A 24,593-nucleotide genomic window follows, 5' to 3' on the forward strand; every position below is an offset into this window, starting at 1 on the left:
TCAGATTCGGGATTAAACATGAAAAACGACCTGAATTTATCAGGCCGCCATTTCTTGAATCATTTATCAACCGGTACAACTGCACCATCATATTCTTTAAGGATGAAATCTTGAATCTCTTTAGAATGCAATACTTCTACTAGCGTTTTGATTTCTTCTTTATTTTCATCACCTTTGTTAACCGCAATCACGTTCACATATGGTGATTTTGAATCTTCAATGGCAATCGAATCCTTCAATGGATTCAAGCCTGCGTCGATTGCATAGTTAGAGTTGATCAGAACTGCATCCCCTTCGCCACTCTCATAAATCTTTGGAAGTAAAGCTGCTTCATAATTAGCATCAAATTTAAGGTTTTTCTTATTTTCAACGATGTCTTTTGTTGTTGCTGTCGTTTTATCGATGCCCTCTTTCAACTTGATCAGGCCATTCTTTTCCAACAGAGATAACGCACGTCCGTGGTCAGCAACCGAGCTGCTCATAATGATTGTTGCCCCTTCCGGAAGTTTAGCGATGCTTTTATATTTTTGTGAATATAGTCCGATAGGCTCGATGTGAATTCCGCCCGCGTTGACTAAATGATATCCATTCTCTTTATTGGCCGCCTCAAGGAAAGGTAGGTGCTGAAAATAGTTAGCATCCAATTCCTTATCATTTAAAGCCTTATTCGGTAAAACATAATCCTGGAATTTTTCAATTTTCAAATCTATTCCTTTTTCTTTAAGAAGAGGTTTAGCTTTTTCAAGAATCTCAGCATGCGGAACATTGGATGCCCCTACAACTAATTTCTTCGTTTCCTTTTCTGTATCGCTGCCACTTTTGTCCTTATCGGCTCCACAAGCTGCCAGAGCAATCGATAAAACAAGGACTAATGCAAATCCTAAAAACTTTTTCATCCTATTCATCTCCCTTTATCTTTTGTCTAATTTAGATGTAATCACATCTCCAATAATTTGAATAATGAAGACGATAATCAGAATAACGATAGTCGCTACTAACGTAACGTCATTGTGGCTTCTTTGATAGCCGTCTAGATAGGCTAGATTACCAAGCCCGCCTGCGCCGATGACCCCGGCCATTGCGGTATAGCCGACCAATGCAATCGAAGTTACCGTAATCCCGGAAATAAGGGCCGGCATCGACTCTGGAAGAAGGACCTTCCAAATGATCGTACTCGTTTTTGCCCCCATGGATTTAGCCGCTTCAATTACACCTTTATCGATCTCACGGAGACCAATTTCAACCATACGCGCATAAAATGGCGCCGCCCCGATAATAAGTGCTGGCAATGCTGCATTCTCACCAATCATAGAACCGACAAGCGCTTTAGTGAAAGGAATGAGCAGCACGATCAAAATAAGAAATGGAATGGAACGGAATATATTAACGAAAGCACCAATGACCGCATTGACCGCCCGATTTTCCCATATATTCCCTTTCCCTGTCAAGAACAGGATCAGCCCTAATAGTATGCCTATAAAGAAGGTAGCCACTACAGAGATGCTTGTCATATAAAGCGTTTCTTTCGTTGCTTCTAAAATGGATTCCCAATCTACATTCGGCAATAATTCTTCAAGCATGAGTAATCACCTCCACGCCTACCTGCTGTGCTTTTATGAATTCTATTGCGCGGAGCATTTCATCCTCATTACCATCAAGGTGGATAAACAACGTTCCATATGAACCGCTTCTTGTTTGGGATATTTTACCTTGAACGATATTGACATCCAACTCGAAGTTACGTACGAGCTTGGTGATCAACGGGCTTTCTGCATGATCACCTACAAAAGTCAATTGAATCACTTTACCTGCAGGAAAGCGTTCAAGCAAATGGTCCATCGTTTCTTTCGTTTCTTCTGGTTCCGTTACCTGTTGCACGAAACGCTTCGTCATTTGTTCTTTAGGATTCTTGAATACATCCAGGACAGGTCCCTCTTCAACGACTTGCCCGTTTTCCATCACGGCCACGCGATGACAGATTTTACGTATTACATGCATTTCATGTGTTATCAGAACAATCGTCAACCCCAGGCGCTGATTGATGTCAACAAGCAATTCGAGTATGGAATCGGTAGTCTGTGGATCTAAGGCAGAAGTCGCTTCATCACAAAGCAGGACCTTAGGATCATTTGCAAGGGCCCTGGCTATTCCCACCCTTTGCTTTTGCCCTCCGCTTAATTGCGAAGGATATGCCTTTTCTCTGCCTTCCAATCCGACTAACTTGATCAATTCGTTCACACGCCTGGTGCGTTCAAGTTTTGAAACTCCTGCAATTTCCAATGGGAAGGATATATTTTCCTGAACGGTCCTGGACCATAATAGATTGAAATGTTGAAAAATCATGCTGATTTCCTGACGTGCCTTACGGAGCTGAGCCCCTTTAATTTTTGAAACTTCCTTCCCAGCCACCACAACGGATCCCTCTGTAGGTGTTTCCAATCCATTGAGCATTCTGATCAAAGTACTTTTCCCCGCTCCGCTGTAACCAATAATACCGAAAATCTCGCCGTTATTTATTTCAACATTCACATTATTTACTGCCTTAATAGTCTCACCGTTTCCTTTTCCTGTTCGGAAAAGCTTACTTACTTTCGTCAATGTAATCATTAATGCTCACCTCTTTTATCCAATAAAACCTATGAACTTAGTTGATTTCTCTACATTATTAGTCAGTTTTTAATACCATTTTTTCCTTTCATGAAGGTTTTCCCAAATGAAATAGAAAAAACCTTTCTGCATGAGCAGAAAGGCAGGTGAAGAAGCTGGCCTTCCTCTCATCTTCCAAAGTAATTAAACTTTGTGTGAATTGGCACCTTTCCAAGGAATCTCCTTGTCGGTTGCCGGGTTTCATCGGGCACATCCCTCCACCTCTCTTGATAAGAGCTAATATATAGAATATTTGTACAACATTAAGTTCTTTAGTATGGGGAAATTTTATCATAGATAAAAAAGGAGTGCAATGTATATTATTTCTAGTAAAAGAATGAACTGGACTTTTTGCTTAAACTGTTTTAGACGTCAGGGAGACGATATTCGTCGCTTTTTCAATTGCCTGCTCTAAATCTTCTATTAAATCCTCTGCATTTTCAATCCCGATGGATAAACGGACCTGATCAGCACGCACTCCCGCTTTCGCCAGACCTGCATCATTCAATTGTTGGTGGGTCGTACTGGCAGGGTGGATGATTAAACTCTTAGCATCCCCTACATTAGCTACATGGGACCATAATTCCACCGAATTGATAAGTTTTGCCCCGGCTTCGCGGTCACCCTGTATTCCAAAAGTCACAACAGATCCTGCTCCCTTAGGCAAGTATTTGTCCGCAAGGGCTTTATCTGGATGATCCTCTTTACCGGGATGTGAAACCCATGTCACGGCAGGGTGATTTTCCAAATATTGAATAACAGTCTTGGTGTTCGAAAGATGCTCTTTCATTCTTACATGCAGCGTTTCAAGTCCAAGCGTAAACTGGAATGCACTTTGGGCACTTAGCGCAGGACCTAAATCACGAAGCAGCTGCACTCGGGCTTTCGTTATAAAAGCAGCAGGTCCAACTGCATCGGCGTATACAAGACCGTCGTAGCTTGGATCAGGCTCCGTAAAGCCAGGGTAGTTTGGCGAGTTCCAGTCGAACTTCCCTCCATCCACTATGACACCGCCTAACGTCGTTCCATTTCCCAAAATCCATTTTGTAGCGGAATGGATGACAATATCCGCCCCAAAATCAATTGGTCTGCATAGATACGGTGTAGCGAAGGTATTATCGATAATTAAAGGTATCCCTGCTTCGTGGGCGATGTCCGCTACCGCTTCTATATCAAGGACCCTCAAACTTGGATTTCCAATCGTTTCAGCAAATATGGCTTTTGTTCTTGGCGTAATTGCCCTTTTGAAACTTTCTGGGTCATCAGGTGAAACGAACTTCACCTTAATCCCATATTTAGGAAGAGTATTTTCAAAAAGATTATACGTGCCGCCATATAATGTAGAGGCTGAAACAATTTCATCCCCTGCACCGGCAATATTCAGGATTGACAGTGAGATGGCTGCCATTCCGCTTGCAGTTGCCAATCCGCCGATACCGCCTTCCAATAAGGCCATTCTTTCCTCAAAAACACTGACCGTGGGATTATGGAGTCGTGTATATATATAACCATTCTCCTTTAAACCAAATAAATTCGCTGCATGGTCTGTGTCTTTGAACAAGTATGCATTGCTTTGGTAGATAGGGACTGCCCGGGCACCTGTTTCATCAGCTTGCAGACCGCCATGAACACTCAATGTTTCAAAACGCAACTTTTTCTCTGACATATGATTTCACCTTTTTCTATGGATTTAGTTGGAATTTCATGAAAACCTGGCCTTTCATAAACAAAAAAACCACTTCCACAAGAAGAGGTTTTAAAACACACCTCATCTTCCAGAGCCAACACTCTGCTGGAATTAGCACCGTATATAAATTTATACCGGTTGCCGGGCTTCGTCGGGCCAGTCCCTCCGCCACTCTTGATAAGAACTATTAAATTCAGCCGTTACTTACTTAATTCAAAATATAGCATTTTAGAATTAATCAGTCAATGAATTGTTAGAATATTCTTTTTTTGATTTCAATTTGGGAGCAAAATGTTCACAATAAAAAAACCAATCCGGTTCTGATTGGTTTCTTAGCTGATTTCCTTAAGCAATCCATACAAATAAGGAACGGATTGAAAGGCATATATTTTTTTGTGCAGCTGTCCTTTTTTGAAAAGCAATAAACAAGGGACACTTTCAATTTCATACGATTCGGCGATTGCTTGGACATAGTTCATATTCATTTTGCCTGCCTTCAATTCCGGGAAAAGTTCCATGGATATCGTCAGCATCTTGGAAGCCACCTGACAGGTACCGCATAAAGGCGTATATAAATATAAACAAAAGGTTTCCCCTTTTTCAACGGCAATCTTACACTCTTCTTCTTTCCATTCCTGCATCAATTAATCGTTCATCCTTTGACTTAAAAATTTCATTTTCACATTCATATTGGCAGATAAAAGCACAGTTGCGATATGATGTTCGGGTGAGCTTTCCACTTCTTTGTACATTTTATTAATATACAGGTGGTTCGCTTCCGGCATTTCCCTTCGGAATTGCTTCCGCAGCTTTTCTCCTGATTCATCTGCGTCAAACAGGAGATAAACATCACGTTCCATCAATTCATCCACTAATTCATCGAGCTTAGTTAATGATATGGTCCCATTCGTACATCTTATATCCACATCTTCATTTAAAACGGAGGCAACTTTTTTTCTATCGGAACTGCCTTCTACAATGATCACTTTATCGAACTCGCCCCATTCCATGTCATCACTCCATCTCACGAATTATGTGCGCAACTGCAATTGTACAAAATGAAAAAGAGAGCAGGCCTTTCCAGGCCCCCCTCTCCTTTATTTTAACCGTTAATCAAACTTTCATATTCTTCAGCGCTCATCAGATCTTCAATATCACTGCTATTTGATGGTTCAAGCACGATCATCCATGCTTTTTCAAAAGGAGATTCATTTACATATTCAGGGTTGTCACTTAAATCTTCGTTTACTTCAACAACCTTGCCACTAATTGGAGCATAAAGCTCAGAAACCGTCTTAACGGATTCCACACTTCCAAATGGCTCGTTCGCTTTCAGTTCATCACCGATTTCCGGAAGCTCAACGAATACGATGTCCCCAAGCTCGGACTGGGCGAAAGCAGTAATTCCAATGCGCACTGTTCCATCTTCCGTTTTGACCCATTCATGTTCTTTAGTGTAACGAAGTTCTTTTGGTGTTGTTGTCATTATTAACCCTCCATATGTACATCTTATTTTATCTATTCCATTATAAGGCAGATCTTATGTTTAAGTAAGGAATTAACCAAATATTTTGTTAAATTTCAGTTCCAAACCTGATCGAATTGCTCTTCTTTGAAACCTACCGTCACTTTGGTACCATCCGTAACAATCGGCCTTTTCAGAAGCATGCCATCTGTGGACAATATATCAAGCATCTCTGCATCAGAAGCTTCTTTCAGCTTATCCTTTAAGCCCAGCTCCCGATATTTTTGACCGCTAGTATTGAAAAACTTCTTCAACTCTAAATTGCTGATTTTATATAATTGTTCGATTTCAGTTCGCGAAGGCGGGTTTTCCGCTATATGGATTGCTTCATATTGCAGTTCATGATTATCCAGCCACTTTTTCGCATTACGGCATGTGCCGCATTTTGGGTACCAATATAATGTTAAGCCCATCGTTTCACCACCTATCAATAGAATACCCGTTTTCACCACGCAATACAATGAAATATCCTTTGAATTCCCAATGAGATTTCATCAAAGGAAATAAAGGGAATGCCTTTACGGGCATCCCCTTTACAGATTCTGATTTATTGCTTATAGCGCATATTTTTCCGTTTCGATTACCTTTACCGAAGCTTCACGTTTTTTCGCAATGACATTGATTGGAGTGTGTCTTGTCAGCTTGCGAAGGGAAGCAAGCATGATGCGAAGAGTGTCGCCTGTTTCCACCGCAATTAACGTTTCCTTTGCATGTTGTTCTATTTCATTGAAAACTTCCTGAACGAAAATTTCCGTATAAAGCACTTTTTGTTTGTTCTTCTCCAGCCCCGTAGACGCAATTGCTTTTTCCGTACGTAACACAACGGACTCAGCTGCATAGGCAAGGGAAGCTATATCAGCAATGTTGGAGAGGATTTCTTGTTCTTGATCAAGGTTTTTCCCATATTTCTGGGCAGCAAGGCCACTAGCCAAAATACCGATTTTCTTAGCGTTTCTAACAAGCATTTTTTCTTGTGCCAATGGCTCATCGCCAGGCTCTTCCGGCATCATCATCATTAATTCCTCTTGCAGGCTTTGTGCCTTTTGAAGAAGTGGCAATTCCCCTTTAAGTGCTTTTTTCAGGAAAGTTCCCGGAACAAGCAATCGATTGATTTCATTTGTACCTTCAAAGATCCGGTTAATACGGGAATCACGATATGCTTTTTCAATTTCATACTCCTGCATGAAACCATAACCACCATGAAGCTGTACGCCTTCATCCGTAACGTAATCCAATACTTCGGAGGCGAAGAATTTATTCACTGAACACTCAATTGCATATTCAGCGATTGCAGCTGCCATTGATTTTCCATCTTTCACTTGCTCATCCGTCAACTTGCTCTGTCTTTGATCATAAAGTCCAACGGTACGGTAAACAGAGCTTTCAGCAGCATAAATTTTTGCCGCCATTGTTGCAAGTTTTTCTTTCGTCAAGTTAAAATCGGAAATTTTCGTTTTGAACTGTTGGCGTTGATTCGTATAAGCAGCTGTAATCTCAAGGGCACGTTTAGATCCGCCGACAGCACCCACGCCTAACTTATACCGGCCAATATTCAGGATATTGAATGCAATGACATGCCCTTTTCCTGCTACACCCAAAAGATTTTCGACTGGTACAAGAACGTCTTCAAGGATTAATGTACGTGTAGATGAGCTTTTGATCCCCATTTTCTTCTCTTCAGCACCAGTTGATACGCCTTTATAATCTCGCTCAACAATGAAAGCAGAGAATTGTTCGCCGTCGATTTTAGCGTAAACACAGAAGACATCTGCAAAACCTGCATTCGTAATCCATTGTTTTTCACCATTTAAAATATAGTGGGTTCCTTCTGCATTCAATTTCGCTGTCGTTTTTGCTCCTAAGGCATCTGAACCTGAGCTGGGCTCCGTCAATGCATACGCAGCAATTTTCTCTCCCGTTGCCAGTAAAGGGAGATATTTTTTCTTTTGTTCTTCATTCCCGAATAATACGATTGGCAAAGATCCGATACCTACGTGTGCACCATGCGTAATACCGAAGCCGCCTGCAAGTGCCATTTTTTCTGTAATTAATGCCGAACTGATTTTATCAAGACCCAATCCGCTGTATTCCTCAGGAACGTCAGCACCAAGTAAACCGATTTCACCTGCATGCTTCAGTAATTTAACAGAACGGTCAAATTCATGGTTCTCTAAATGTTCAACCTGCGGCAGAATTTCATTCACTACGAAATCCTCAGAAGTTTTGGCAATCATTTTATGCTCATCGGAATAATCTTCAGGTGTAAACACTTGATCATACGTAATATCCTCTACTAAAAAGGCTCCGCCTTTAATGAGGTTATCTTTAGTTTGATTCGACATGTTATTTCCTCCTAAATGTTAATGATAGTAAACCCGCCGGAAGCATGTTGACAGCTTCTGGAAAGGGTGGGTCACGCTAATAATTCAAATACTCCGGCAGCTCCCATTCCGCCGCCGATACACATTGTCACGACTCCGAATTGTTGGTTTCTGCGCTTCATTTCATGAAGCAGGCTTAATGTCAATTTTGCTCCTGAACATCCTAGGGGATGGCCCAAGGCAATGGCTCCACCATTCACATTGACAATCTCTTCATTCAATCCCAGCTCACGAATGATTTGAATGGATTGGGAAGCGAAGGCTTCATTCAATTCAAATAAACCAATATCGGATAACTCAAGGCCTGCTAGTTTTAAAGCTTTAGGAATGGCTGCAATCGGTCCGATGCCCATAATTTCAGGTGGTACCCCCGCTACAGCAAAGGAGCGGAACTTACCAATCGGTTTCATCCCTAATGAAGATGCCTTTTCCCCATCCATGACCATGACCGCGGCTGCTCCATCACTCGTTTGTGATGAATTCCCTGCTGTTACGGATCCTGTAACAGAGAATGCAGGTCTTAGTTTTTTCAGCACTTCAACAGTCGTTCCTGGACGAACGCCCTCATCCTGCGCAAATGTGAATGACTTTTCCTTTAATTTAAGATCAGGCCCCACTGAGCGGAGGGTTACGTCAACCGGCACGATTTCATCCGAAAACTTTCCTTCTGCAATGGCCTTAGCCGCCCTTTGATGACTTTGTACAGCAAATGCATCTTGATCGGCTCGGGAAATTTCGTACTTTTTTGCAACGGCTTCAGCAGTATGACCCATACCCATATAATATTCCGGGGCTTTTTCCGCAAGTTGCGCGTTCGGACGTGTTACATGGCCCATCATCGGCAGAAGGCTCATGGATTCCGCTCCGCCTGCAATGACTGTATCACTTTGGCCAAGCATGATTCTCTCCGCTCCATAAGCGATACTTTGTAATCCGCTTGAACAGTAACGGTTAATGGTTATGGCTGGCACTGTATAAGGCAATCCTGCCAATGCTCCAATGTTACGCGCCATGTTCAATCCTTGCTCAGCTTCAGGCATCGCACAACCGATAATCAGATCATCGATGGTGCCTTCATAATTCCCTGCACGCTTTAACGTTTCCTTTACAACAAGAGCCCCTAAATCATCCGGGCGTACATTAGCAAGAGAACCTTTTTTCGCTCTTCCTACCGGAGTCCTTGCTCCAGCTACTATTACCGCTTCTTTCATGAGGATCCCCCTTACTCATTTTTAAGCTATCAATCTATTAACCTTCGTTTGGCCATATCTTCATCTATTATCAGTTACGGAGTGGTTTCCCTTTAACAAGCATGTGCTGCATCCTTGCTTGTGATTTTGGAGTTGAAATCAGTTTTAGGAACGCTTGTTTTTCTAGGTTCAAGATATACTGTTCATCCACTTTCGTGCCAAATGGGAGTTTCCCCCCTGCCAAGACGTATGCAAGCTCTTTGGCTATGACAAGGTCATGATCGGATAAGAATCCTGAAAGGCGCATGGATTCCGCCCCCAATAGCAGTGTGGCATAACCCGTTTCACCTACTACAGGAATCTTTGTGCAGGTTGGAGCAGTATAACCTTGTTCATACATGGAGATGACTGCCTGCTTCGCATCATATAGTTGATGATCCGCATTCACGCTTATTCCATCAGTTGAATTAAGGAAATTATCCCCGCGTGCTTCCTCAGCAGAGGTTGAAACTTTTGCCATGGCGACCGTTTCAAATACTTTGTTGGCCACTTTCTGTAAATCAAAGTCGACACCCTTCGGCATATTCCTCAATGTCTTCACATAAAGTTCTTTAGTACCGCCGCCGCCTGGGATCAAACCTACACCAGCTTCCACTAGTCCCATATACGTTTCAGTCGTTGCCTGGATGCGCGCAGCCGGAAGGGATACTTCAGCACCACCGCCAAGTGTCATATTAAACGGGGCTACCACTACCGGGACCGCACTGTACTTAATTTTAAGCATCGCCTTTTGGAATTGGCTGATGACCATATCAAGTTCGAGAATATTGTCATCTTGCGCTTCCATCAACATCATTGCAATATTAGCGCCAACACAGAAATTCTTGCCTTGGTTACCGATGACCAGGCCTTTAAAATTCGCTTCCGCTTCGTCGACCGCCGCATTGATCATTTGCATGATATCCAGACCGATTGCATTATTCGGTGAAGTGAATTCAAGAAGAGCCACTCCATCGCCGATATCTATCAAGCTTGCACCGCTGTTTTTCTTGATTACGCCTTTTTGCTTCTTGATTGCTTTAAGATTGATCACTTTAGGATTTTCGATAAGCTCTTTATATTCACCATTATCATAATAGTGGACAATGCCATTTTCTTCTTTATAGAAAGAAGTGATGCCCTTGGCGAGCATATCCTTCACCCATTGCGGAACTGTGAGGCCATCCGCTTCCATGCGGGCTACCGATTTCTCTACACCTATCGCATCCCAGGTTTCAAAAGGACCAGTGGACCAGCCGAAGCCCCATTTCATCGCTTGGTCGATTGCCACTATGTCATCCGCGATGTCACCAAGCAGTTGGGCAGAATATACAATCACCGGATTCAGCACGTTCCAAAGCAATTGGCCAGCACGGTCTTCACTATAAACAAGCGCTTTCAGTTTATTTTCCAAGCCCTTGGCCTGTTTAGCCATTTCGATGGAAGGCGTTTTTAATTTTTTTCGTTCAGCATATTCAAGGGTTCCGGGATTCAGTTCAAGGATTTCCTTGCCCCTTTTCAGGAAAAACCCTTGGCCTGACTTGCTTCCAAGCCACCCATTCTTAAGCATTTCATTCATGAAATCAGGTATTTTGAAAACTTCTTTTTCTTCCCCATCCACCTGGTCATATACGTTTTTGGCAACATGTGCAAAGGTATCCAATCCAACTACATCAAGTGTCCGGAAAGTCGCGCTAGTTGCCCTTCCGATCAACGGTCCTGTAACCGAGTCGACTTCTCCGACACTGTATCCGCCTTTTTGCATTTCCCGGAGAGTGACCAATAAACCATAAGTGCCAATGCGGTTTGCGATGAAATTTGGCGTATCCTTGGCTTCGACGACACCTTTTCCCAGTACATCTTCTCCGAATCGTTTCATGTATTCGAGCACTTCTGGTGAAGTAGCTTTAGTAGGGATGATTTCCAACAATTTAAGATAACGCGGTGGATTGAAGAAGTGGGTTCCCAGGAAGTGCTTTTGAAAATCCTCCGAACGGCCTTCTGCCATCGCTTCGATTGAGATTCCGGATGTATTCGATGAAATGATGCTTCCTGGTTTACGATGCTGATCAACCTGGGCAAATACACTTTGCTTAACCTCAAGTTTTTCAACGACCACTTCAATGACCCAATCGACATCCTTTAAGCGACTTATATCATCTTCCAGGTTTCCTGCCTCGATCAATGCAATATTTCCCTTAGCAGAAAGCGGAGCTGGTTTCTGTTTTAAAAGTTTAGTAATCGCAGTTTGGCTGATGCGGTTACGCACTTGTTCATTATCTAATGTCAAACCCTTTTTCTTTTCATCCTCTGTGAGCTCACGAGGTACAATATCCAATAATAAAGTCGGAATGCCAATGTTAGCAAGGTGTGCGGCAATCCCTGATCCCATAACTCCTGACCCTAGAACAGCAGCCTTTCGTATTTGTCGAACCAAGTTTATATCCCCCTTACGCAATATATTGAATGAATACTCATTCATTTTTAATCCAAAAAATTTTGAATATTTTTTCTTATTATTAATATAGAATAAATTTGGAAATTCCGCAATGATTAAACAGGAAAAAAATATTTTTTCCTCCAAATTACTTTGGTTATTTCTCCTCTGTTCAGTAAAAAATAACCGGGCAGGAGGTGAATTATAAAATGAAGAGTAAAAATAATCCTTCTAAAGCAGCTGTAAGTGCAGCAAGCGTAAAAGGCAATGCCGGACCTGGCGGTGAACGTCAACATGGAATCAATAAAGTGAACAGCCAGAACAATCAATTCAAAAAATAAAGCCTTCTATTAGAGCAGCCGTCCCTTATCCGGGGCGGCTCTCGCTTTCTATTTCTTGAAAAGGCCTTTTAAAACGAAAGCAATATTGGCCGGTCTCTCCGCAAGGCGGCGCATGAAATACCCATACCAATCCGTACCATAAGGAACATACACCCTAACCTTATATCCTTCTTTAGCAAGTTCAAGCTGCTTCTCATTACGTATGCCATACAACATTTGAAATTCAAATTGATCCTGGGGAATTCCCTCCCCTTTGACCAAGTCCCTCGTATAATCAATGATTTTATCATCATGTGTGGCAACGGCTGTATAATTGCCATTCAGCAAATGCTTCTTGATAATTTTCTTGAAATTTTCATCGACGTCTTTTTTCTCGGAAAAAGCCACTTCCCTTGATTCTTTATATGCTCCTTTAACAAGTCTTAGATTCGGATGGTATTCATTCAGCTCCTCAATATCCTTTTCGGTCCGATACAGATATGCTTGGATGACAGTCCCCAATTCATTATATTCAGCCTTTAAGTTTTTGAATACATCCAAAGTTGGCTGACAGCGCGGAAAATCTTCCATGTCAAGCGTCACGAAAACCTTATGGGCTTTGGCTTCCGCTAAAATCCTCCGCATGTTGTTCATTGCGACTCGTTCGGATACATCCAAGCCCATCGAGGTTAGCTTCAGAGATAACTGTGAATCCAGTTCATTTCTGCCAATCATGCGAATCGCTTCTATACATTCATCTGCCATCTTCCTTGCTTCTTGTTCCTCTTCTATGAATTCGCCTAAATAATCAATGGTAACAGCAAGCCCTTTCCTATTTAGGTCTGCAATCACAACAGAGGCCAAATCCAATGTTTCTCCTGCCACGAAACGCGAGGCCCCAAACCGTAATCCGTATTTTTTCGCTGCCATTGTCATGCTTTTGTTCGTTGATAAAAAAAGAAATAGACTTCTCAATATTCTTTCCATCTGCATTCCCCTCCAAATCATTTCGGAAAATAGATGCACAAGATTATTTTACCATTTAATTCAATTTTCAGAAATTTAGAATCAAGAATAAAAAAATTTCTTGAAGGGGAACTTAAATACGTTTAAAGAACACTGAAGGAGGTAGAATGATGGAACAGCAAAATTCGTTTAACAGCCAACAGCAGTCCACCGGCTATATGAAACAGCCACCGGAAATGGTTTCGGTAAAAGACAGCTTATACTTAACCGATATGCTTGCATGGAATCTGAATGCGATTAAAAAAGCACATTTTTTTGCCACTCAATGCAAGGACCCACAAATCATTGATGCGTTAAATCGGTGCGGACTCATGCATCAACGCCATTACGATACCATTTTGAAACATTTGAATCCGGATCAAAACCAGGTTCAACAACAATACCAGTAAAGGAGGGTTCTTGATGCCCAATGAAAACAAAGTCCAAAATCCAGAATCTCCTGTAGCAAAGACTCCTCAAATGAATGACAGGGATTTTATAAATGATATGCTCACAACTGAAAAGTACTTTTGTAACTCCTTTTCCGTTGCCTTGCATGAAATGAGTAACCAAGCATTATTCCAAGACATTTTCTCCGTTTCGAAAGAAAATCAGGAGATGCAGCGTGAGCTCTATAACCTTATGTTCGAAAAAGGCTGGTATAGTTTAGAAAAGGCGCAGGCTCCGAGCCTAAGCCAATCGTATCAACAATTTTCCGGATATAAAAATCAGTTCCCACCTGGATCGAACATTCAATAAGCAAACATTCAGGGGGAGATTCTGCTTCCCTTTGTTTTTTTTGCACAAGTAAAGCCGGCCACGGGAGGCCGGCTTTATGTTTAGATATCCGTAGAAAACATATACTTCTTATAGTGATACCGAATGCTGAATATTAAGCCCATGGCCATCATGTTCCCCATTAGCGAGCTTCCTCCATAACTGATAAATGGAAGTGGAATCCCCGTAATCGGTAAAAGGCCTACCGTCATGCCGATATTTTGAAAAACGTGAAACGTCAACATGCTTATAACGCCAACACAGATATATGTATAGAAGTTATTTTTCGTGTCCATTCCCGTTTTTGTTATGTGGTAAATCAATAGGAAAAACAAGGAAATCAAGATGCTTGATCCGATGAAACCGAATTCTTCACCGATGATGCTGAAAATGAAATCCGAATGACTCTCTGGGAGATACACTACCCTCTCACCTATCCCCTTACCTGTGGTCTGGCCGGAGCCGATGGCCAGTAAGGATCTGGTTAAGTGGTACCCCTCGGAGCTCGCATAATTATATGGATCAAGCCAAGAATAGATACGGCCGAATTGATAGGTTTTTACCCCTAAGTATTTTTCCAGGATCTCCGGCTTCCAAAGGACGAAGTATAGGACCGTGGAAGCCACGGCGATTCCTCCCGAAATGATAGGCAGCAGAATCTTCCATGATATACCTGATATGAAAACCATTCCTAGCATGATTGACAAGATGACAAGCCCGGTGCCTAAATCCGGCTGTTGCATGATTAACATTAGCGGGGCACCTGTAACGAGACCGATTTTAATAAGCAGCCAGATATCCGTTTGAATCGTTTTCAGCGTGTTTTTGAGATGATGGTTTGATATAAGATTTGCTAATGCCAGGATCAGGAAAACCTTCATGAATTCCGATGGCTGAATCGAACCGACTCCTGGAATTTTGTACCAGCTTCTTGCACCATTTATTTTAGGTACTACACTTTCTGGCATTAGGATCAGCAATAAAAGCAAAAATAATCCGAATCCATAGGCATACCAGGAAATTTTTTTCAGTTGATCCGAATCAAGGGTGATAAACCCTAATACGATTCCAATCCCCACTATATACCAAAAGATTTGTTTGATTAAGAAGTTTTCCGCGTACTGTCCAGTCGTTTGGGCACTATAGATTGCTAAGCAACTTCCTACGCATAATAACAGCAATATTGTGACCAAAGAAAAATCTATTCGAGATGAAAATTTATTTTGTTCTTCCATACTTAACTCTCCCTTAAAAAGGCTCCTGCGATACATCTTTAAATACACTTATTCATTATACTTTAAACAAATAAAATCACAACTATATCGAAGAATAGTTTACAAGCTTCATGAAGTTATCTGCATGGAGCCTGCAGAAAGGGGGAATTTAAGCATGTGCCTCCTTTGATTTTCTCCAATTTCAGCACACTTCTGACCAATCCATGGCTTGGGGAAAAGAGAAAGGCCAATCCAACCATGCAACCGGATATCGAGGCATCCAAAATGGCAGCTGAATTATAACCGATGACTTAATTTAACACCCCGACCATTATACTGAAAATATCATTCTACTTAACCGATCTGTCAGCAGATAAGCCGTTGCGGCAGGTATGATGAACATTCCAACTACTAAAATGGAGAGTGCTTTTCCTTCAGTACATAAAACGTAATGATGAAGTTAATTTATATTGTAGAGTTTTTATGGTGAATATAAACTAGGGGAGCTTTTTCTAATGTTTATGATGGGACGACGTGAAATTCACGAGTAAACGTGTGTATTTCAAGAGTAAACGCGGATTTCTCGACGGGCATCTGGCATTCCATGTGCATTGCCAATCATTTTTCCGGCTTTAAAGAAACTGCCAAGTACGCCAATCCCAATTCGATTCCGCAAAGTACAAACAGGCTGATTAAAGTTTGGAACATCCTGATCTCCTCCTCCTCTAAGACTTAAACCAATCTTAAAGGATGAAACCCATACCAGAACAAGACCTTATTTGAAGAAATCTTCAGCAGCCATGCTCTGTTCTCTTGCTCTGAAATGGGTTTCATACGGTACAATATAAAAAAAAGAAAAAATGGTGATCCCATGACAAACATTAAAGAAATTGCTCAATGTGCTGGTGTATCTGTCTCAACAGTATCTCGTGTATTGAATAATCATCCATATGTAAGCCCTAATAAGAGAGAGAGCGTTTTACAAGCCATTGATCGCTTGAATTATTCGAGAAATATCAACGCCATTCATCTTTCAAAAGGCAAAACAAATCTTATCGGCATCATCATCCCCTTCACCAATCACCCATATTACGGGGCAATCGTTAACGGAATTACTAAACAGGCAAATGCAATTGGGTGTCATATCGTGATCTTTCAAACCCATTATGAAAGAGAGAAAGAAATCCAGGCTTTGAATATGCTGCAAATGAAGCAACTCGATGGCATTATCGTTTGTTCAAGAATTTCGGAAATGAAAATCCTCTTGGATTATCAAAAATACGGACCTATTATCTTATGTGAGGATACAGCCCAGGCTGAATTCTCATCCATCAGCATTGATCATTATGCAGCATTCTCCTGTGCCCTTGAATACGTGATTTCTAAAGGATATAAGAAAATTGGATACAGCCTCGGCCGTAAAAAGAGCAGGAACAGTTCTCTGCGAACAAAGGCCTTTAACGATATCATGAGTAAACATCAACTTATAAACAATAAAGAATGGTTGTTTGAAGGCAGTTATCACATCAAAGACGGTGTAAAGTTGTTTGAGGATTGGCATTCGATGATAAACAAACCTGAAGCCATCATCATCACTAATGATGACACGGCTGCTGGATTCATGCTCACCGCTAAGAAATCGGGTATGAGGGTACCTGAAGAGGTGGCCATTCTGGGCTTCAATAATGATGGCCTGAGTGAGATGCTGGACATCACGACCATTTCCTTGCCTCTGGAATGGATTGGAAAAATGGCAGTGGATCTATTTGAGAATCCCGAATCGGTCCAACATGTAAAATTGGACTACGCCCTTATAAAAAGAAGGACCGTTTAATAACGGTATTGTTATCAGAATGGCTTTACTTTTATATATCGTTTCCTCTTCCAATCTTTCGAGAACTAGGGAAAAATAACCACATAAAATAATCATTGCGATATCCCAGAAGTTATTTTATAATTTTGATATAGTAAAGTTTACTCAGTTACTAGCATTCTATTTGCGATTGCATAATTTTTCATGAGTACCATCGTACGGCCAATTACAAGCTGGCGTTACGATTTAAGAAAATTGAATACTTCCTCATTTACCGATGAGTTAGAGGCTGCAGCTTATAAAAGTAGAACGGACGAGATTCTGGAAAATTCAAGACTCCGTTTGAAAGGATAAGTTGCCGAAGTTAGGGTATATTCCATGTATATTCTCGCTGGCGGTGTCACCGAACAGGAACATCACTGTCACGTTTTTTCAAAAAAGCGTGGGGAGCTATCTTCGGAAGGATAAACGGGTTTATTATAAACAGCCGTCGATCTTTTTCGACTGCTGTTTTTTTATATTTCGTTCCCTTCCAATAAAAAGGAGTGTAACATCAATTGCCAAATTCACAATCAGCATCAAGCCCCACTGAATTAAAAAGGAGCCTGAAAGCGCGGCACTTAATGATGATTTCATTAGGTGGAACGATTGGAACAGGTTTATTTTTAGCAAGTGGCGGTGCCATCCATTCAGCCGGACCCGGCGGTGCCTTGGTGGCATACGCGGTCATCGGCATCATGGTTTATTACTTAATGACAAGTCTTGCAGAAATGGCAGCATTCATGCCAGTGGCCGGTTCGTTCCGTGTCTATGCATCCAAATTCGTCGATCCGTCTTTCGGTTTTGCGATCGGATGGAACTACTGGTATAACTGGGCAATCACCATTGCCGCTGAATTAGCAGCCGTTGTCTTAATTATGAAGTTCTGGTTTCCTGATACTCCCTCCTTCATCTGGAGTGCTATTGCGTTAATCACTATGTTTCTTATCAATTACATGTCCGTTAAAGGTTTTGGGGAAGCAGAATTCTGGTTTGCCATGATCAAAGTCGTGACAGTCGTCATTTTCTTGATCACTGGTGTCCTGATCATTCTCGGAATCATGGGTGGAAAAGACCCTATTGGTTTTTCCAATTTCACAATGGGCGAAGGTCCCTTTAATGGAGGGTTCTTCACGATTCTAGGTGTATTCATGGCTGCCGGCTTTTCATTCCAAGGAACAGAATTGCTTGGAGTGACGGCTGGTGAAAGTGAAGATCCAGAAAAGAATATCCCTAAGGCGATCAGATCCGTTTTCTGGCGCATCATCTTATTCTATATCCTTGCCATTTTCGTAATTGGAATGATCATTCCGTTTACGGATTCACGTTTATTGAGTGAAGATGTTGCCGTAAGTCCCTTCACGCTCGTATTTGAACGGGCTGGCCTTGCATTTGCTGCATCCATCATGAACGCGATCATTTTATCATCCGTACTTTCCGCCGGTAACTCAGGCATGTACGCTTCAACCCGTATGCTCTGGGACTTGGCACGTGATGGGAAAGCACCTAAATTCCTTGGCAAGTTAGATAAAAGAGGAGTACCCGTGAATGCACTTATCGTGACTTCTTTAGTTGGCTGCGTTGCATTCTTAGCATCATTTTTCGGAGATGGTGTCGTTTATATTTGGTTATTGAATGCTTCAGGCATGGCAGGATTCGTCACCTGGGTCGGGATTGCGATCGCCCATTATCGATTCCGCAAAGCCTACGCAGCTCAAGGCCTTGATATGAATGCTTTACCATACCGGGCCAAAGGCTTCCCATTCGGGCCAATATTCGCCCTTGTCCTATGTATTATCATTATCATCGGACAAGGCTATCAAGCTTTCAGCAGTAATGGGATCGACTGGAATTCAATGTTCGTTTCCTACATTGGCTTAATTCTATTTTTCGTCCTATGGTTCGGCTATAAAATTAAACATAAAACGAAAGTCATTCCTCTTGAGGAATGTGACCTTAAATCAAAATAATACTAAAAAGGACCTGGTCTTCTCCAACGGAGAAAACCAGGTCCTTTTTCATTTCAAATGATACACACGACATTCATATGGACGCAGAGGCATTCTCGAGATTCCTTTTTCCCCCTGTTCATAATTACCGATCAGCCTTGTAGCAGAATATGAATTTAGCTCTTCAGGCAAAGAATATGCGGCATGCTCCTCCTTAAAGTTGCATAGCACTAACAGCTTTTCATCTTCCAACGTTCTCGTATAGGCAAATATTCGTTCATCATCTGGACAGAGAAGTTCAAAACGGCCATAAACGACAATTTCATGTTTTTTGCGTAATTGGATAAGCCTTTTATAAAAATGAAAAATGGAATTTGGATCATTGTAGGCTTTTTCTGCATTAATCTCGGGAAAATTGGGATTGACCTTAATCCAAGGAGTCCCTTTCGTGAATCCTGCGTTCCGGGAGTCATTCCACTGAACCGGTGTCCTCGCATTATCCCTGCTTCGGGCGTGAATGGCTGACATCATCCGCTCTTTTGACCAGCCATGCGAATTGACGAGTTCGTCATATGAATTCAACGTTTCAATATCCCGATATTCATCAATGCTTTCAAATGCAACATTGGTCATTCCCAGCTCTTCCCCTTGATATATATAAGGTGTACCTTGAAGCATATGAAGACAGGCGGCAAGCATCTTTGCGCTTTCAATACGATACTCTCCATCATTTCCAAACCTTGAGACAATCCGGGACTGATCATGATTGTTCCAATATAAACTGTTCCAGCCATCCTCCTCCAAACCAGTCTGCCACTTGGAAAGAATTCGTTTTAAATCGCTTAGGTTCCACTTTTCGTTACTCCATTTCCCTTCTGGTCCGCCCCCCAAATCCATATGTTCGAATTGAAAGACCATATGTAATTCACCACGATCTTTCCCTGTGAACAATTGCGCTTCCTCTGGGGTGACTCCCGGCATCTCCCCAACGGTAATCACGTCATATCCTGAAAGTGCCCGTTGATTGATTTCCTGTAAAAACTCATGTATCCGCGGGCCATTCAAGAAAAAGGGGCTTCCATCACCAAACTGCTTCCCATGCTGAATGGATCCATCTGAATAGCTCTGATCTTTTGATAGGAAGTTGATGACATCCATCCGAAAACCATCGACACCCTTATCCAGCCACCAAGTCATCATGCTGTAGATTTCTTCACGGAGCTTAGGGTTCTCCCAGTTTAAATCCGGTTGTTTCTTGCTGAATAAGTGTAAATAATATTCATCTGTTCCTTCATCATATTCCCATGCCGAACCTTTAAAAATGGACTCCCAATTATTTGGTTCTTTCCCATGCCTTCCAGGTTTCCAAATATAATAATCACGCTTTGGATTGTCTATAGAGGATCGGGATTCCTTGAACCACGAATGTTCATCTGAAGAATGGTTGACCACCAGGTCCATCATCATCTTCATTCCACGTTCATGCAACGCCTTCAGCAACCTGTCAAAATCAGCCATGGTCCCGAATTCAGTCATGATTGATTGATAATCACTGATATCGTACCCATTGTCATCATTGGGAGATTGATAAACAGGGGATAGCCATATCACGTTCACACCCAGCTCCTGTAAATAATCAAGTTTCATAAAGATCCCGTTTAAATCCCCTACCCCATCTCCATCACTATCCATGAAACTCCTTGGATACACTTGATATACAACTGCCTCTTTCCACCATGCTTTGTCCATGCCTTTCCCCCCTCTTTAGCCGCATTGATATAATTACACCAATACCCCTATTATAAAGGGCGAAACTTCAGAATATTCTTCTTTTATTCTACTATTCCCGTTTGAATCATTTCAATATCCAAATCCACCTCGATTGGAATATGAGGATAGGCCTCCTCCCAATGTTTCTGATTGAAATTTCTTGTTTTACTTTTAGCGATATCACCGAGTGCAATCGGATCTATGTTGTTTTCCTGAAACATGGTTACCATTTCATCTAATTTTTCACCAATGACATGTTCTGCTTTGGCCTCTATTTTATTCAGGTCGACTGATTTACCCAAGTCATAACCTTGGACCTCAAGCAGACTCGCTTTTAATTTCACTTCAATCCTGACTTCGGGGTCTTGATTTGCATTCCTGATATCATAATGGACACGTGATTCCACGTTATTGATATCTGAAAAGTCATTTTCCTTCCATTTGATTTCATAACTCCCCAGCTTAAAATTTTCACTAAGGACTTTGAATAAAAATCCGTCCTGATAAGGGATATATTTACCGATATACTTGTCCCTTTTAAACAGGGCGATACCCTTTACCCGTATATGGTCTCCTGCAGTTTCCAATAGGGGCATGACCGGATCGATTCCTTTACCATGACACGCATATAAATACCTATGCAAATCTACATCAGGCAAATTAGTCCTGATATTCTGTTCGATCAGCTCTTTCACTTGGACTCCTGGAGTTTTAATCAACCTCGGCTCCATTTTAACTACATCCTCCGCTTTGCCATGAACGATCGCTAAATATAAATCCCTTCCCACCATTGGGTCACGCCTATATGTATCAATATAATCATTCAAGCCCTTACCTGCCAATTGTTCACCATAGAGAATGACTGTCAGTCTCCCGCCGACAATCGGGAATGGTGTTTTTGCATTTTCTTGCTGGCGGCCAGTCTTTATATTATGGGAGGTCGCTTCATATACTTCTCTACTTAGTTTTGCTTCTTCCCCAGGCTGAGGAACGCTGACAGCGACCGTTCCTTTCACTTTTTTGTCTCCGGCATCATCATAACCTACGACTTCAGCAATTAAAATATCTTCTAATATTTGCTTCTCCACCCCGCACGCTGTCATCATGAAACAACATAATGTAATCAAGAGAAGTTTGATTTTCATGGATTAAGACTCCTAACTTTATAGACAATCGACTGCCATATGAATAAGAGAGGAAGGTACAAATAAACGATATAAAAACCTATTTCCGAACTGATTGTGTTAAACCTATCGATTCTATAGCGGTTATCCAAAAAACAGCAAGAAACTAAAATGATAAGCAGGATGTAAACTAACACCTTTTTCTGTCTAAATCCAAACACTCTTTTTACTGTTCTGCTCGCTGCCCAAACCCCTAGGCAAACATTCGGCAGCACCATGAACAGCCAAACGGAAATCCCTATATATTCAAACCTCTCAACGAATGGAAGGTCCACAATTTTCCATAAAGTCAATGTAGCCCAAATTACATCTTTCAGCTGATCTTGATGATAGTAGGCTAACGAGACAATAATGAAGACTAAATATATCGACATGGTAAACAACGCACCTAAGTGGGCCCACTTTTGAGAGTCTTCACGCTTTTTAATGAATGGGTAATAGATCAGGAGTAATTCAAAACCAAGGTAATTCAGGGTCATTCTCTTACAGGCCTTCATGATTTCCAAAAAGGAATGATCAAGTAAAGGACCCAAATTCTCAAAGTGGGCGTGCTTTAATGGGAAATAATTCAAAAGTAATAACGGCGATCCAATAATAAGTCCGATTATACAAAAACCAGTAACGGCCCTAAACCCTCCCACCACAAAACTATACACGAGAATTAGAATGATGGTTAATAGCATCAGGACATTAACACCAGGGAACATCCAAACCTGAATGACTTCCAAATAAGTCCTGATAAGAATGATGGAGATCATTATAAAGTAGAGGATGAAAAAAATGTTGAAAGCATTTCCTACCCATTTACCAAACAAATCTTTATGGATGGCAACCAAATCCAGTGTTTGGGGGCCCCTGCCTAAAAGCTTGAAACACATCCAAAGCAGAACATTTATGATTAACCCTGAAATGAGGACCGATATCCAAGCGTCTTGACCAGCCTCTTTCGCTATGATCCGTTCAAACCCCAATACCCCTACTCCGATCTGCATGCCTGGCAAGAGAAAAAAAACAAAAAATGGAGATATTAGTTTAGTTTCCTTTGGTTTGACTTCCATACATTTTCACCGCTTTCTTCGCCTTATTCATCAATATCACTTTGGGAGTTATTAGTTTCCTCCTTCCTCCTTATCCTTAGTGGCTTTTCCGTCCGCAGAAATTGTGGGCGTTTAGTCTGCTTTGAAAAAGGGAGGCGAATTAGACTATCTTTAAAGTCATAAATCCTTAACGGGTAAAGAGGGTCTAAGTATGGACTGCCAAGCGAAGTCAATTTCAATAAATGACTTAAAATGAATGCACTGCATAAAGCTAATCCGAACAGTCCGTATAACTGCGCTGCAATTAGAAAAGGGAAGCGGATAAGGCGAATCGTATTACTGATTTGGTAAATCGGCACTGTAAATGAAGCCAAGGCAGCCAAAGCGACAAGCATCAATAGGACATTACTGACAAATCCCGCTTCCACAGCGGCTGTACCGATGACTATACCGCCAACAATGCCGATGGTAGAGCCCACCTTAGCAGGCAGCCTAACCGCTGCTTCCCTCAGCAATTCGATCGTACCTTCCAGTACGATCGCTTCCAAAATCGGCGGAAAAGGGATCACTCCCCTTGATGAAATTAAGATTGGCAACAAATCAGTAGGGATCACCAGATAATGATAGGTTAAAACGGCAACATACAGAGGTGAAGATAAAACGGAAAACAGGACTGCGAAAAGACGAATCAAACGGAATGAAGTACCAAGATTCCAAATTTGAAAATAATCCTCAAATGAAGAAAAGAACGAAATGATGGTGTTGGGACCAACTAATGCATGAGGCGATCCATCCAGCATAATCCCTATTTTCCCCTCTGATAATACACTGGCCAGATGGTCAGGCCGCTCCGTATCAATCAGTTGGGGAAACATCGAATTCCGATTATCCGTGATCATCTGGTTTACAAACGAAATATCCACGATCGTATCATACTCTATATCATCTATTCTCTGCATGACTGTATGGATGATCTGTTGATTTACAATCCCATCTATGTAGAGCACCACTAACCTGGTTTGCGAGATGCTCCCAACCCGAAATTCCTTGGACTGCAATTCAGGAATGGGTAACCGATTGCGAATTAGATTCAAATTCGTATCAAGCGATTCAACAAAAGCCTCCTTAGGCCCAGCGACTGTATATTCCGACTCGGGTATGGAAGTTTGCCTTTTCACACTGTGAGCACAAGGAATCAGCAAACACATTTCATCATCTTTCTTGTATTGAATCAAGATCGATCCTGCCAAAACCAACCTTTGAATGACGTTTATATCAGTCGTCACTTTCATATCTTCCATCGGAATATCGCTTTTTAATTGCTTAAGATCCTTCTTTGTTTGATTAGAGATGACAGCCAGTACTTGTTCATGGAGCTGTTGTTCACTAATCAGTGAACTGAAATAGGAGATGGTATAGCCATCTTCATTCGGAAATTGGAAGGTAAGAAAATCATTAGATGCTTCAAATTTTTTAAGAAGTTCTTGAAAGTCCTTGGAAGTAACCTGAAAGGCTGCTGCATCCGTTTTCTTCCTTCCCTTAAAAAACCTCACTAATTCCGCCTCCCATTACCTGTCTTG

At 41.6% G+C, this 24,593-nt stretch carries 22 protein-coding genes, 1 pseudogene and 3 riboswitches; of the genes and pseudogenes, 5 read left to right on the forward strand and 18 right to left on the reverse strand.

Going from position 1 to position 24,593, the window contains the following annotated elements:
- Positions 1-59: 59 nt before the first annotated feature.
- The 11 genes from AC1DVK_RS12095 to AC1DVK_RS12145 form a co-directional block, all read right to left on the reverse strand.
- On the reverse strand, positions 60-896 hold the full coding sequence (locus AC1DVK_RS12095) for a MetQ/NlpA family ABC transporter substrate-binding protein (RefSeq protein ID WP_477626555.1): 837 nt from the start codon (positions 894-896) through the stop codon (positions 60-62).
- 15 nt (positions 897-911) lie between these two features.
- Positions 912-1,580, reverse strand: a complete 669-nt coding sequence (locus AC1DVK_RS12100) for a methionine ABC transporter permease (protein ID WP_477626556.1) — start codon at positions 1,578-1,580, stop codon at positions 912-914.
- On the reverse strand, positions 1,573-2,607 hold the full coding sequence (locus tag AC1DVK_RS12105) for a methionine ABC transporter ATP-binding protein (protein WP_410862060.1): 1,035 nt from the start codon (positions 2,605-2,607) through the stop codon (positions 1,573-1,575). The genes AC1DVK_RS12100 and AC1DVK_RS12105 overlap by 8 nt, the downstream gene beginning before the upstream one ends.
- Before the next feature lie 164 nt (positions 2,608-2,771).
- A riboswitch (SAM riboswitch) is annotated at positions 2,772-2,883 on the reverse strand.
- Positions 2,884-3,001: 118 nt separating this feature from the next.
- Complete coding sequence (locus tag AC1DVK_RS12110; protein WP_477626557.1) at positions 3,002-4,312, reverse strand: O-acetylhomoserine aminocarboxypropyltransferase/cysteine synthase family protein; 1,311 nt, start codon at positions 4,310-4,312, stop codon at positions 3,002-3,004.
- Between the two features lie 99 nt (positions 4,313-4,411).
- A riboswitch (SAM riboswitch) is annotated at positions 4,412-4,517 on the reverse strand.
- Positions 4,518-4,665: 148 nt separating this feature from the next.
- Complete coding sequence (locus AC1DVK_RS12115; RefSeq protein ID WP_061466285.1) at positions 4,666-4,974, reverse strand: thioredoxin family protein; 309 nt, start codon at positions 4,972-4,974, stop codon at positions 4,666-4,668.
- Positions 4,975-4,977: 3 nt separating this feature from the next.
- Positions 4,978-5,343, reverse strand: coding sequence for a toprim domain-containing protein (locus tag AC1DVK_RS12120; protein ID WP_061465493.1), 366 nt, complete (start codon positions 5,341-5,343; stop codon positions 4,978-4,980).
- 92 nt (positions 5,344-5,435) lie between these two features.
- Entirely contained in the window at positions 5,436-5,819 is a 384-nt protein-coding gene (gene gcvH, locus AC1DVK_RS12125) for a glycine cleavage system protein GcvH (RefSeq protein WP_061465494.1), read from the reverse strand.
- A 95-nt stretch (positions 5,820-5,914) separates the two neighbouring features.
- Complete coding sequence (locus AC1DVK_RS12130; RefSeq protein WP_089361897.1) at positions 5,915-6,271, reverse strand: arsenate reductase family protein; 357 nt, start codon at positions 6,269-6,271, stop codon at positions 5,915-5,917.
- Positions 6,272-6,412: 141 nt separating this feature from the next.
- Positions 6,413-8,200, reverse strand: a complete 1,788-nt coding sequence (locus tag AC1DVK_RS12135; RefSeq protein WP_477626558.1) for an acyl-CoA dehydrogenase family protein — start codon at positions 8,198-8,200, stop codon at positions 6,413-6,415.
- Positions 8,201-8,271: 71 nt separating this feature from the next.
- Positions 8,272-9,450 (reverse strand): acetyl-CoA C-acetyltransferase, encoded by a 1,179-nt coding sequence (locus tag AC1DVK_RS12140; RefSeq protein ID WP_289336868.1) that lies wholly within the window; start codon positions 9,448-9,450, stop codon positions 8,272-8,274.
- A gap of 70 nt (positions 9,451-9,520) precedes the next feature.
- The gene (locus tag AC1DVK_RS12145) at positions 9,521-11,905 is read right to left on the reverse strand and encodes a 3-hydroxyacyl-CoA dehydrogenase/enoyl-CoA hydratase family protein (protein WP_477626559.1); all 2,385 of its coding nucleotides are present in this window, start codon (positions 11,903-11,905) and stop codon (positions 9,521-9,523) included.
- Between the two features lie 209 nt (positions 11,906-12,114).
- Between AC1DVK_RS12145 and AC1DVK_RS12150 the strand changes: the two genes are divergently transcribed.
- Positions 12,115-12,246: a YuzL family protein gene (locus AC1DVK_RS12150; protein WP_089361901.1), complete on the forward strand. Its 132-nt coding sequence runs from the start codon at positions 12,115-12,117 to the stop codon at positions 12,244-12,246.
- Positions 12,247-12,294: 48 nt separating this feature from the next.
- Here AC1DVK_RS12150 and AC1DVK_RS12155 read toward each other — a convergent pair whose 3' ends face one another.
- Complete coding sequence (locus tag AC1DVK_RS12155; RefSeq protein ID WP_410862055.1) at positions 12,295-13,212, reverse strand: proline dehydrogenase family protein; 918 nt, start codon at positions 13,210-13,212, stop codon at positions 12,295-12,297.
- A gap of 149 nt (positions 13,213-13,361) precedes the next feature.
- Here AC1DVK_RS12155 and AC1DVK_RS12160 point away from each other — a divergent pair, with 149 nt between their 5' ends.
- On the forward strand, positions 13,362-13,640 hold the full coding sequence (locus AC1DVK_RS12160) for a hypothetical protein (RefSeq protein WP_061465500.1): 279 nt from the start codon (positions 13,362-13,364) through the stop codon (positions 13,638-13,640).
- A gap of 13 nt (positions 13,641-13,653) precedes the next feature.
- Complete coding sequence (locus tag AC1DVK_RS12165; protein WP_089361903.1) at positions 13,654-13,989, forward strand: spore coat protein; 336 nt, start codon at positions 13,654-13,656, stop codon at positions 13,987-13,989.
- Positions 13,990-14,069: 80 nt separating this feature from the next.
- Here AC1DVK_RS12165 and rodA read toward each other — a convergent pair whose 3' ends face one another.
- Both rodA and AC1DVK_RS12175 read right to left on the reverse strand, forming a co-directional pair.
- Positions 14,070-15,242: a rod shape-determining protein RodA gene (gene rodA, locus AC1DVK_RS12170; RefSeq protein ID WP_089361904.1), complete on the reverse strand. Its 1,173-nt coding sequence runs from the start codon at positions 15,240-15,242 to the stop codon at positions 14,070-14,072.
- 116 nt (positions 15,243-15,358) lie between these two features.
- Positions 15,359-15,642: pseudogene (locus AC1DVK_RS12175) on the reverse strand (metal ABC transporter permease); the annotation flags it as partial.
- A gap of 402 nt (positions 15,643-16,044) precedes the next feature.
- Here AC1DVK_RS12175 and AC1DVK_RS12180 point away from each other — a divergent pair.
- Positions 16,045-17,055, forward strand: a complete 1,011-nt coding sequence (locus AC1DVK_RS12180) for a LacI family DNA-binding transcriptional regulator (protein WP_477626560.1) — start codon at positions 16,045-16,047, stop codon at positions 17,053-17,055.
- Positions 17,056-17,309: 254 nt separating this feature from the next.
- Positions 17,310-17,495: riboswitch (Lysine riboswitch) on the forward strand.
- A 96-nt stretch (positions 17,496-17,591) separates the two neighbouring features.
- Positions 17,592-19,043: an amino acid permease gene (locus AC1DVK_RS12185; protein WP_410862052.1), complete on the forward strand. Its 1,452-nt coding sequence runs from the start codon at positions 17,592-17,594 to the stop codon at positions 19,041-19,043.
- A gap of 48 nt (positions 19,044-19,091) precedes the next feature.
- Here AC1DVK_RS12185 and AC1DVK_RS12190 read toward each other — a convergent pair whose 3' ends face one another.
- The 4 genes from AC1DVK_RS12190 to AC1DVK_RS12205 all read right to left on the reverse strand — a co-directional run bounded on the left by AC1DVK_RS12190 (position 19,092) and on the right by AC1DVK_RS12205 (position 24,566).
- Complete coding sequence (locus AC1DVK_RS12190; protein WP_089361906.1) at positions 19,092-20,771, reverse strand: glycoside hydrolase family 13 protein; 1,680 nt, start codon at positions 20,769-20,771, stop codon at positions 19,092-19,094.
- Positions 20,772-20,854: 83 nt separating this feature from the next.
- Positions 20,855-21,937, reverse strand: coding sequence for a Ger(x)C family spore germination protein (locus tag AC1DVK_RS12195; RefSeq protein ID WP_477626561.1), 1,083 nt, complete (start codon positions 21,935-21,937; stop codon positions 20,855-20,857).
- Positions 21,934-23,034, reverse strand: a complete 1,101-nt coding sequence (locus AC1DVK_RS12200; protein ID WP_410862049.1) for a GerAB/ArcD/ProY family transporter — start codon at positions 23,032-23,034, stop codon at positions 21,934-21,936. The genes AC1DVK_RS12195 and AC1DVK_RS12200 overlap by 4 nt, the downstream gene beginning before the upstream one ends.
- Before the next feature lie 23 nt (positions 23,035-23,057).
- Entirely contained in the window at positions 23,058-24,566 is a 1,509-nt protein-coding gene (locus AC1DVK_RS12205) for a spore germination protein (protein WP_410862048.1), read from the reverse strand.
- Between the last annotated feature and the right edge of the window lie 27 nt (positions 24,567-24,593).

It is taken from the genome of Peribacillus sp. P4_B1 (assembly GCF_056402395.1).

What these genes read in the sequence shown, in the direction of transcription:
- AC1DVK_RS12095 (WP_477626555.1), bottom strand. Translation starts at nt 896, where the DNA reads ATGAAAAAGTTTTTAGGATTTGCATTAGTCCTTGTTTTATCGATTGCT.
- AC1DVK_RS12100 (WP_477626556.1), bottom strand. Translation starts at nt 1,580, where the DNA reads ATGCTTGAAGAATTATTGCCGAATGTAGATTGGGAATCCATTTTAGAA.
- AC1DVK_RS12105 (WP_410862060.1), bottom strand. Translation starts at nt 2,607, where the DNA reads ATGATTACATTGACGAAAGTAAGTAAGCTTTTCCGAACAGGAAAAGGA.
- AC1DVK_RS12110 (WP_477626557.1), bottom strand. Translation starts at nt 4,312, where the DNA reads ATGTCAGAGAAAAAGTTGCGTTTTGAAACATTGAGTGTTCATGGCGGT.
- AC1DVK_RS12115 (WP_061466285.1), bottom strand. Translation starts at nt 4,974, where the DNA reads ATGCAGGAATGGAAAGAAGAAGAGTGTAAGATTGCCGTTGAAAAAGGG.
- AC1DVK_RS12120 (WP_061465493.1), bottom strand. Translation starts at nt 5,343, where the DNA reads ATGGAATGGGGCGAGTTCGATAAAGTGATCATTGTAGAAGGCAGTTCC.
- gcvH (WP_061465494.1), bottom strand. Translation starts at nt 5,819, where the DNA reads ATGACAACAACACCAAAAGAACTTCGTTACACTAAAGAACATGAATGG.
- AC1DVK_RS12130 (WP_089361897.1), bottom strand. Translation starts at nt 6,271, where the DNA reads ATGGGCTTAACATTATATTGGTACCCAAAATGCGGCACATGCCGTAAT.
- AC1DVK_RS12135 (WP_477626558.1), bottom strand. Translation starts at nt 8,200, where the DNA reads ATGTCGAATCAAACTAAAGATAACCTCATTAAAGGCGGAGCCTTTTTA.
- AC1DVK_RS12140 (WP_289336868.1), bottom strand. Translation starts at nt 9,450, where the DNA reads ATGAAAGAAGCGGTAATAGTAGCTGGAGCAAGGACTCCGGTAGGAAGA.
- AC1DVK_RS12150 (WP_089361901.1), top strand. Translation starts at nt 12,115, where the DNA reads ATGAAGAGTAAAAATAATCCTTCTAAAGCAGCTGTAAGTGCAGCAAGC.
- AC1DVK_RS12155 (WP_410862055.1), bottom strand. Translation starts at nt 13,212, where the DNA reads ATGGAAAGAATATTGAGAAGTCTATTTCTTTTTTTATCAACGAACAAA.
- AC1DVK_RS12160 (WP_061465500.1), top strand. Translation starts at nt 13,362, where the DNA reads ATGGAACAGCAAAATTCGTTTAACAGCCAACAGCAGTCCACCGGCTAT.
- AC1DVK_RS12165 (WP_089361903.1), top strand. Translation starts at nt 13,654, where the DNA reads ATGCCCAATGAAAACAAAGTCCAAAATCCAGAATCTCCTGTAGCAAAG.
- rodA (WP_089361904.1), bottom strand. Translation starts at nt 15,242, where the DNA reads ATGGAAGAACAAAATAAATTTTCATCTCGAATAGATTTTTCTTTGGTC.
- AC1DVK_RS12180 (WP_477626560.1), top strand. Translation starts at nt 16,045, where the DNA reads ATGGGTTTCATACGGTACAATATAAAAAAAAGAAAAAATGGTGATCCC.
- AC1DVK_RS12190 (WP_089361906.1), bottom strand. Translation starts at nt 20,771, where the DNA reads ATGGACAAAGCATGGTGGAAAGAGGCAGTTGTATATCAAGTGTATCCA.
- AC1DVK_RS12195 (WP_477626561.1), bottom strand. Translation starts at nt 21,937, where the DNA reads ATGAAAATCAAACTTCTCTTGATTACATTATGTTGTTTCATGATGACA.
- AC1DVK_RS12200 (WP_410862049.1), bottom strand. Translation starts at nt 23,034, where the DNA reads ATGGAAGTCAAACCAAAGGAAACTAAACTAATATCTCCATTTTTTGTT.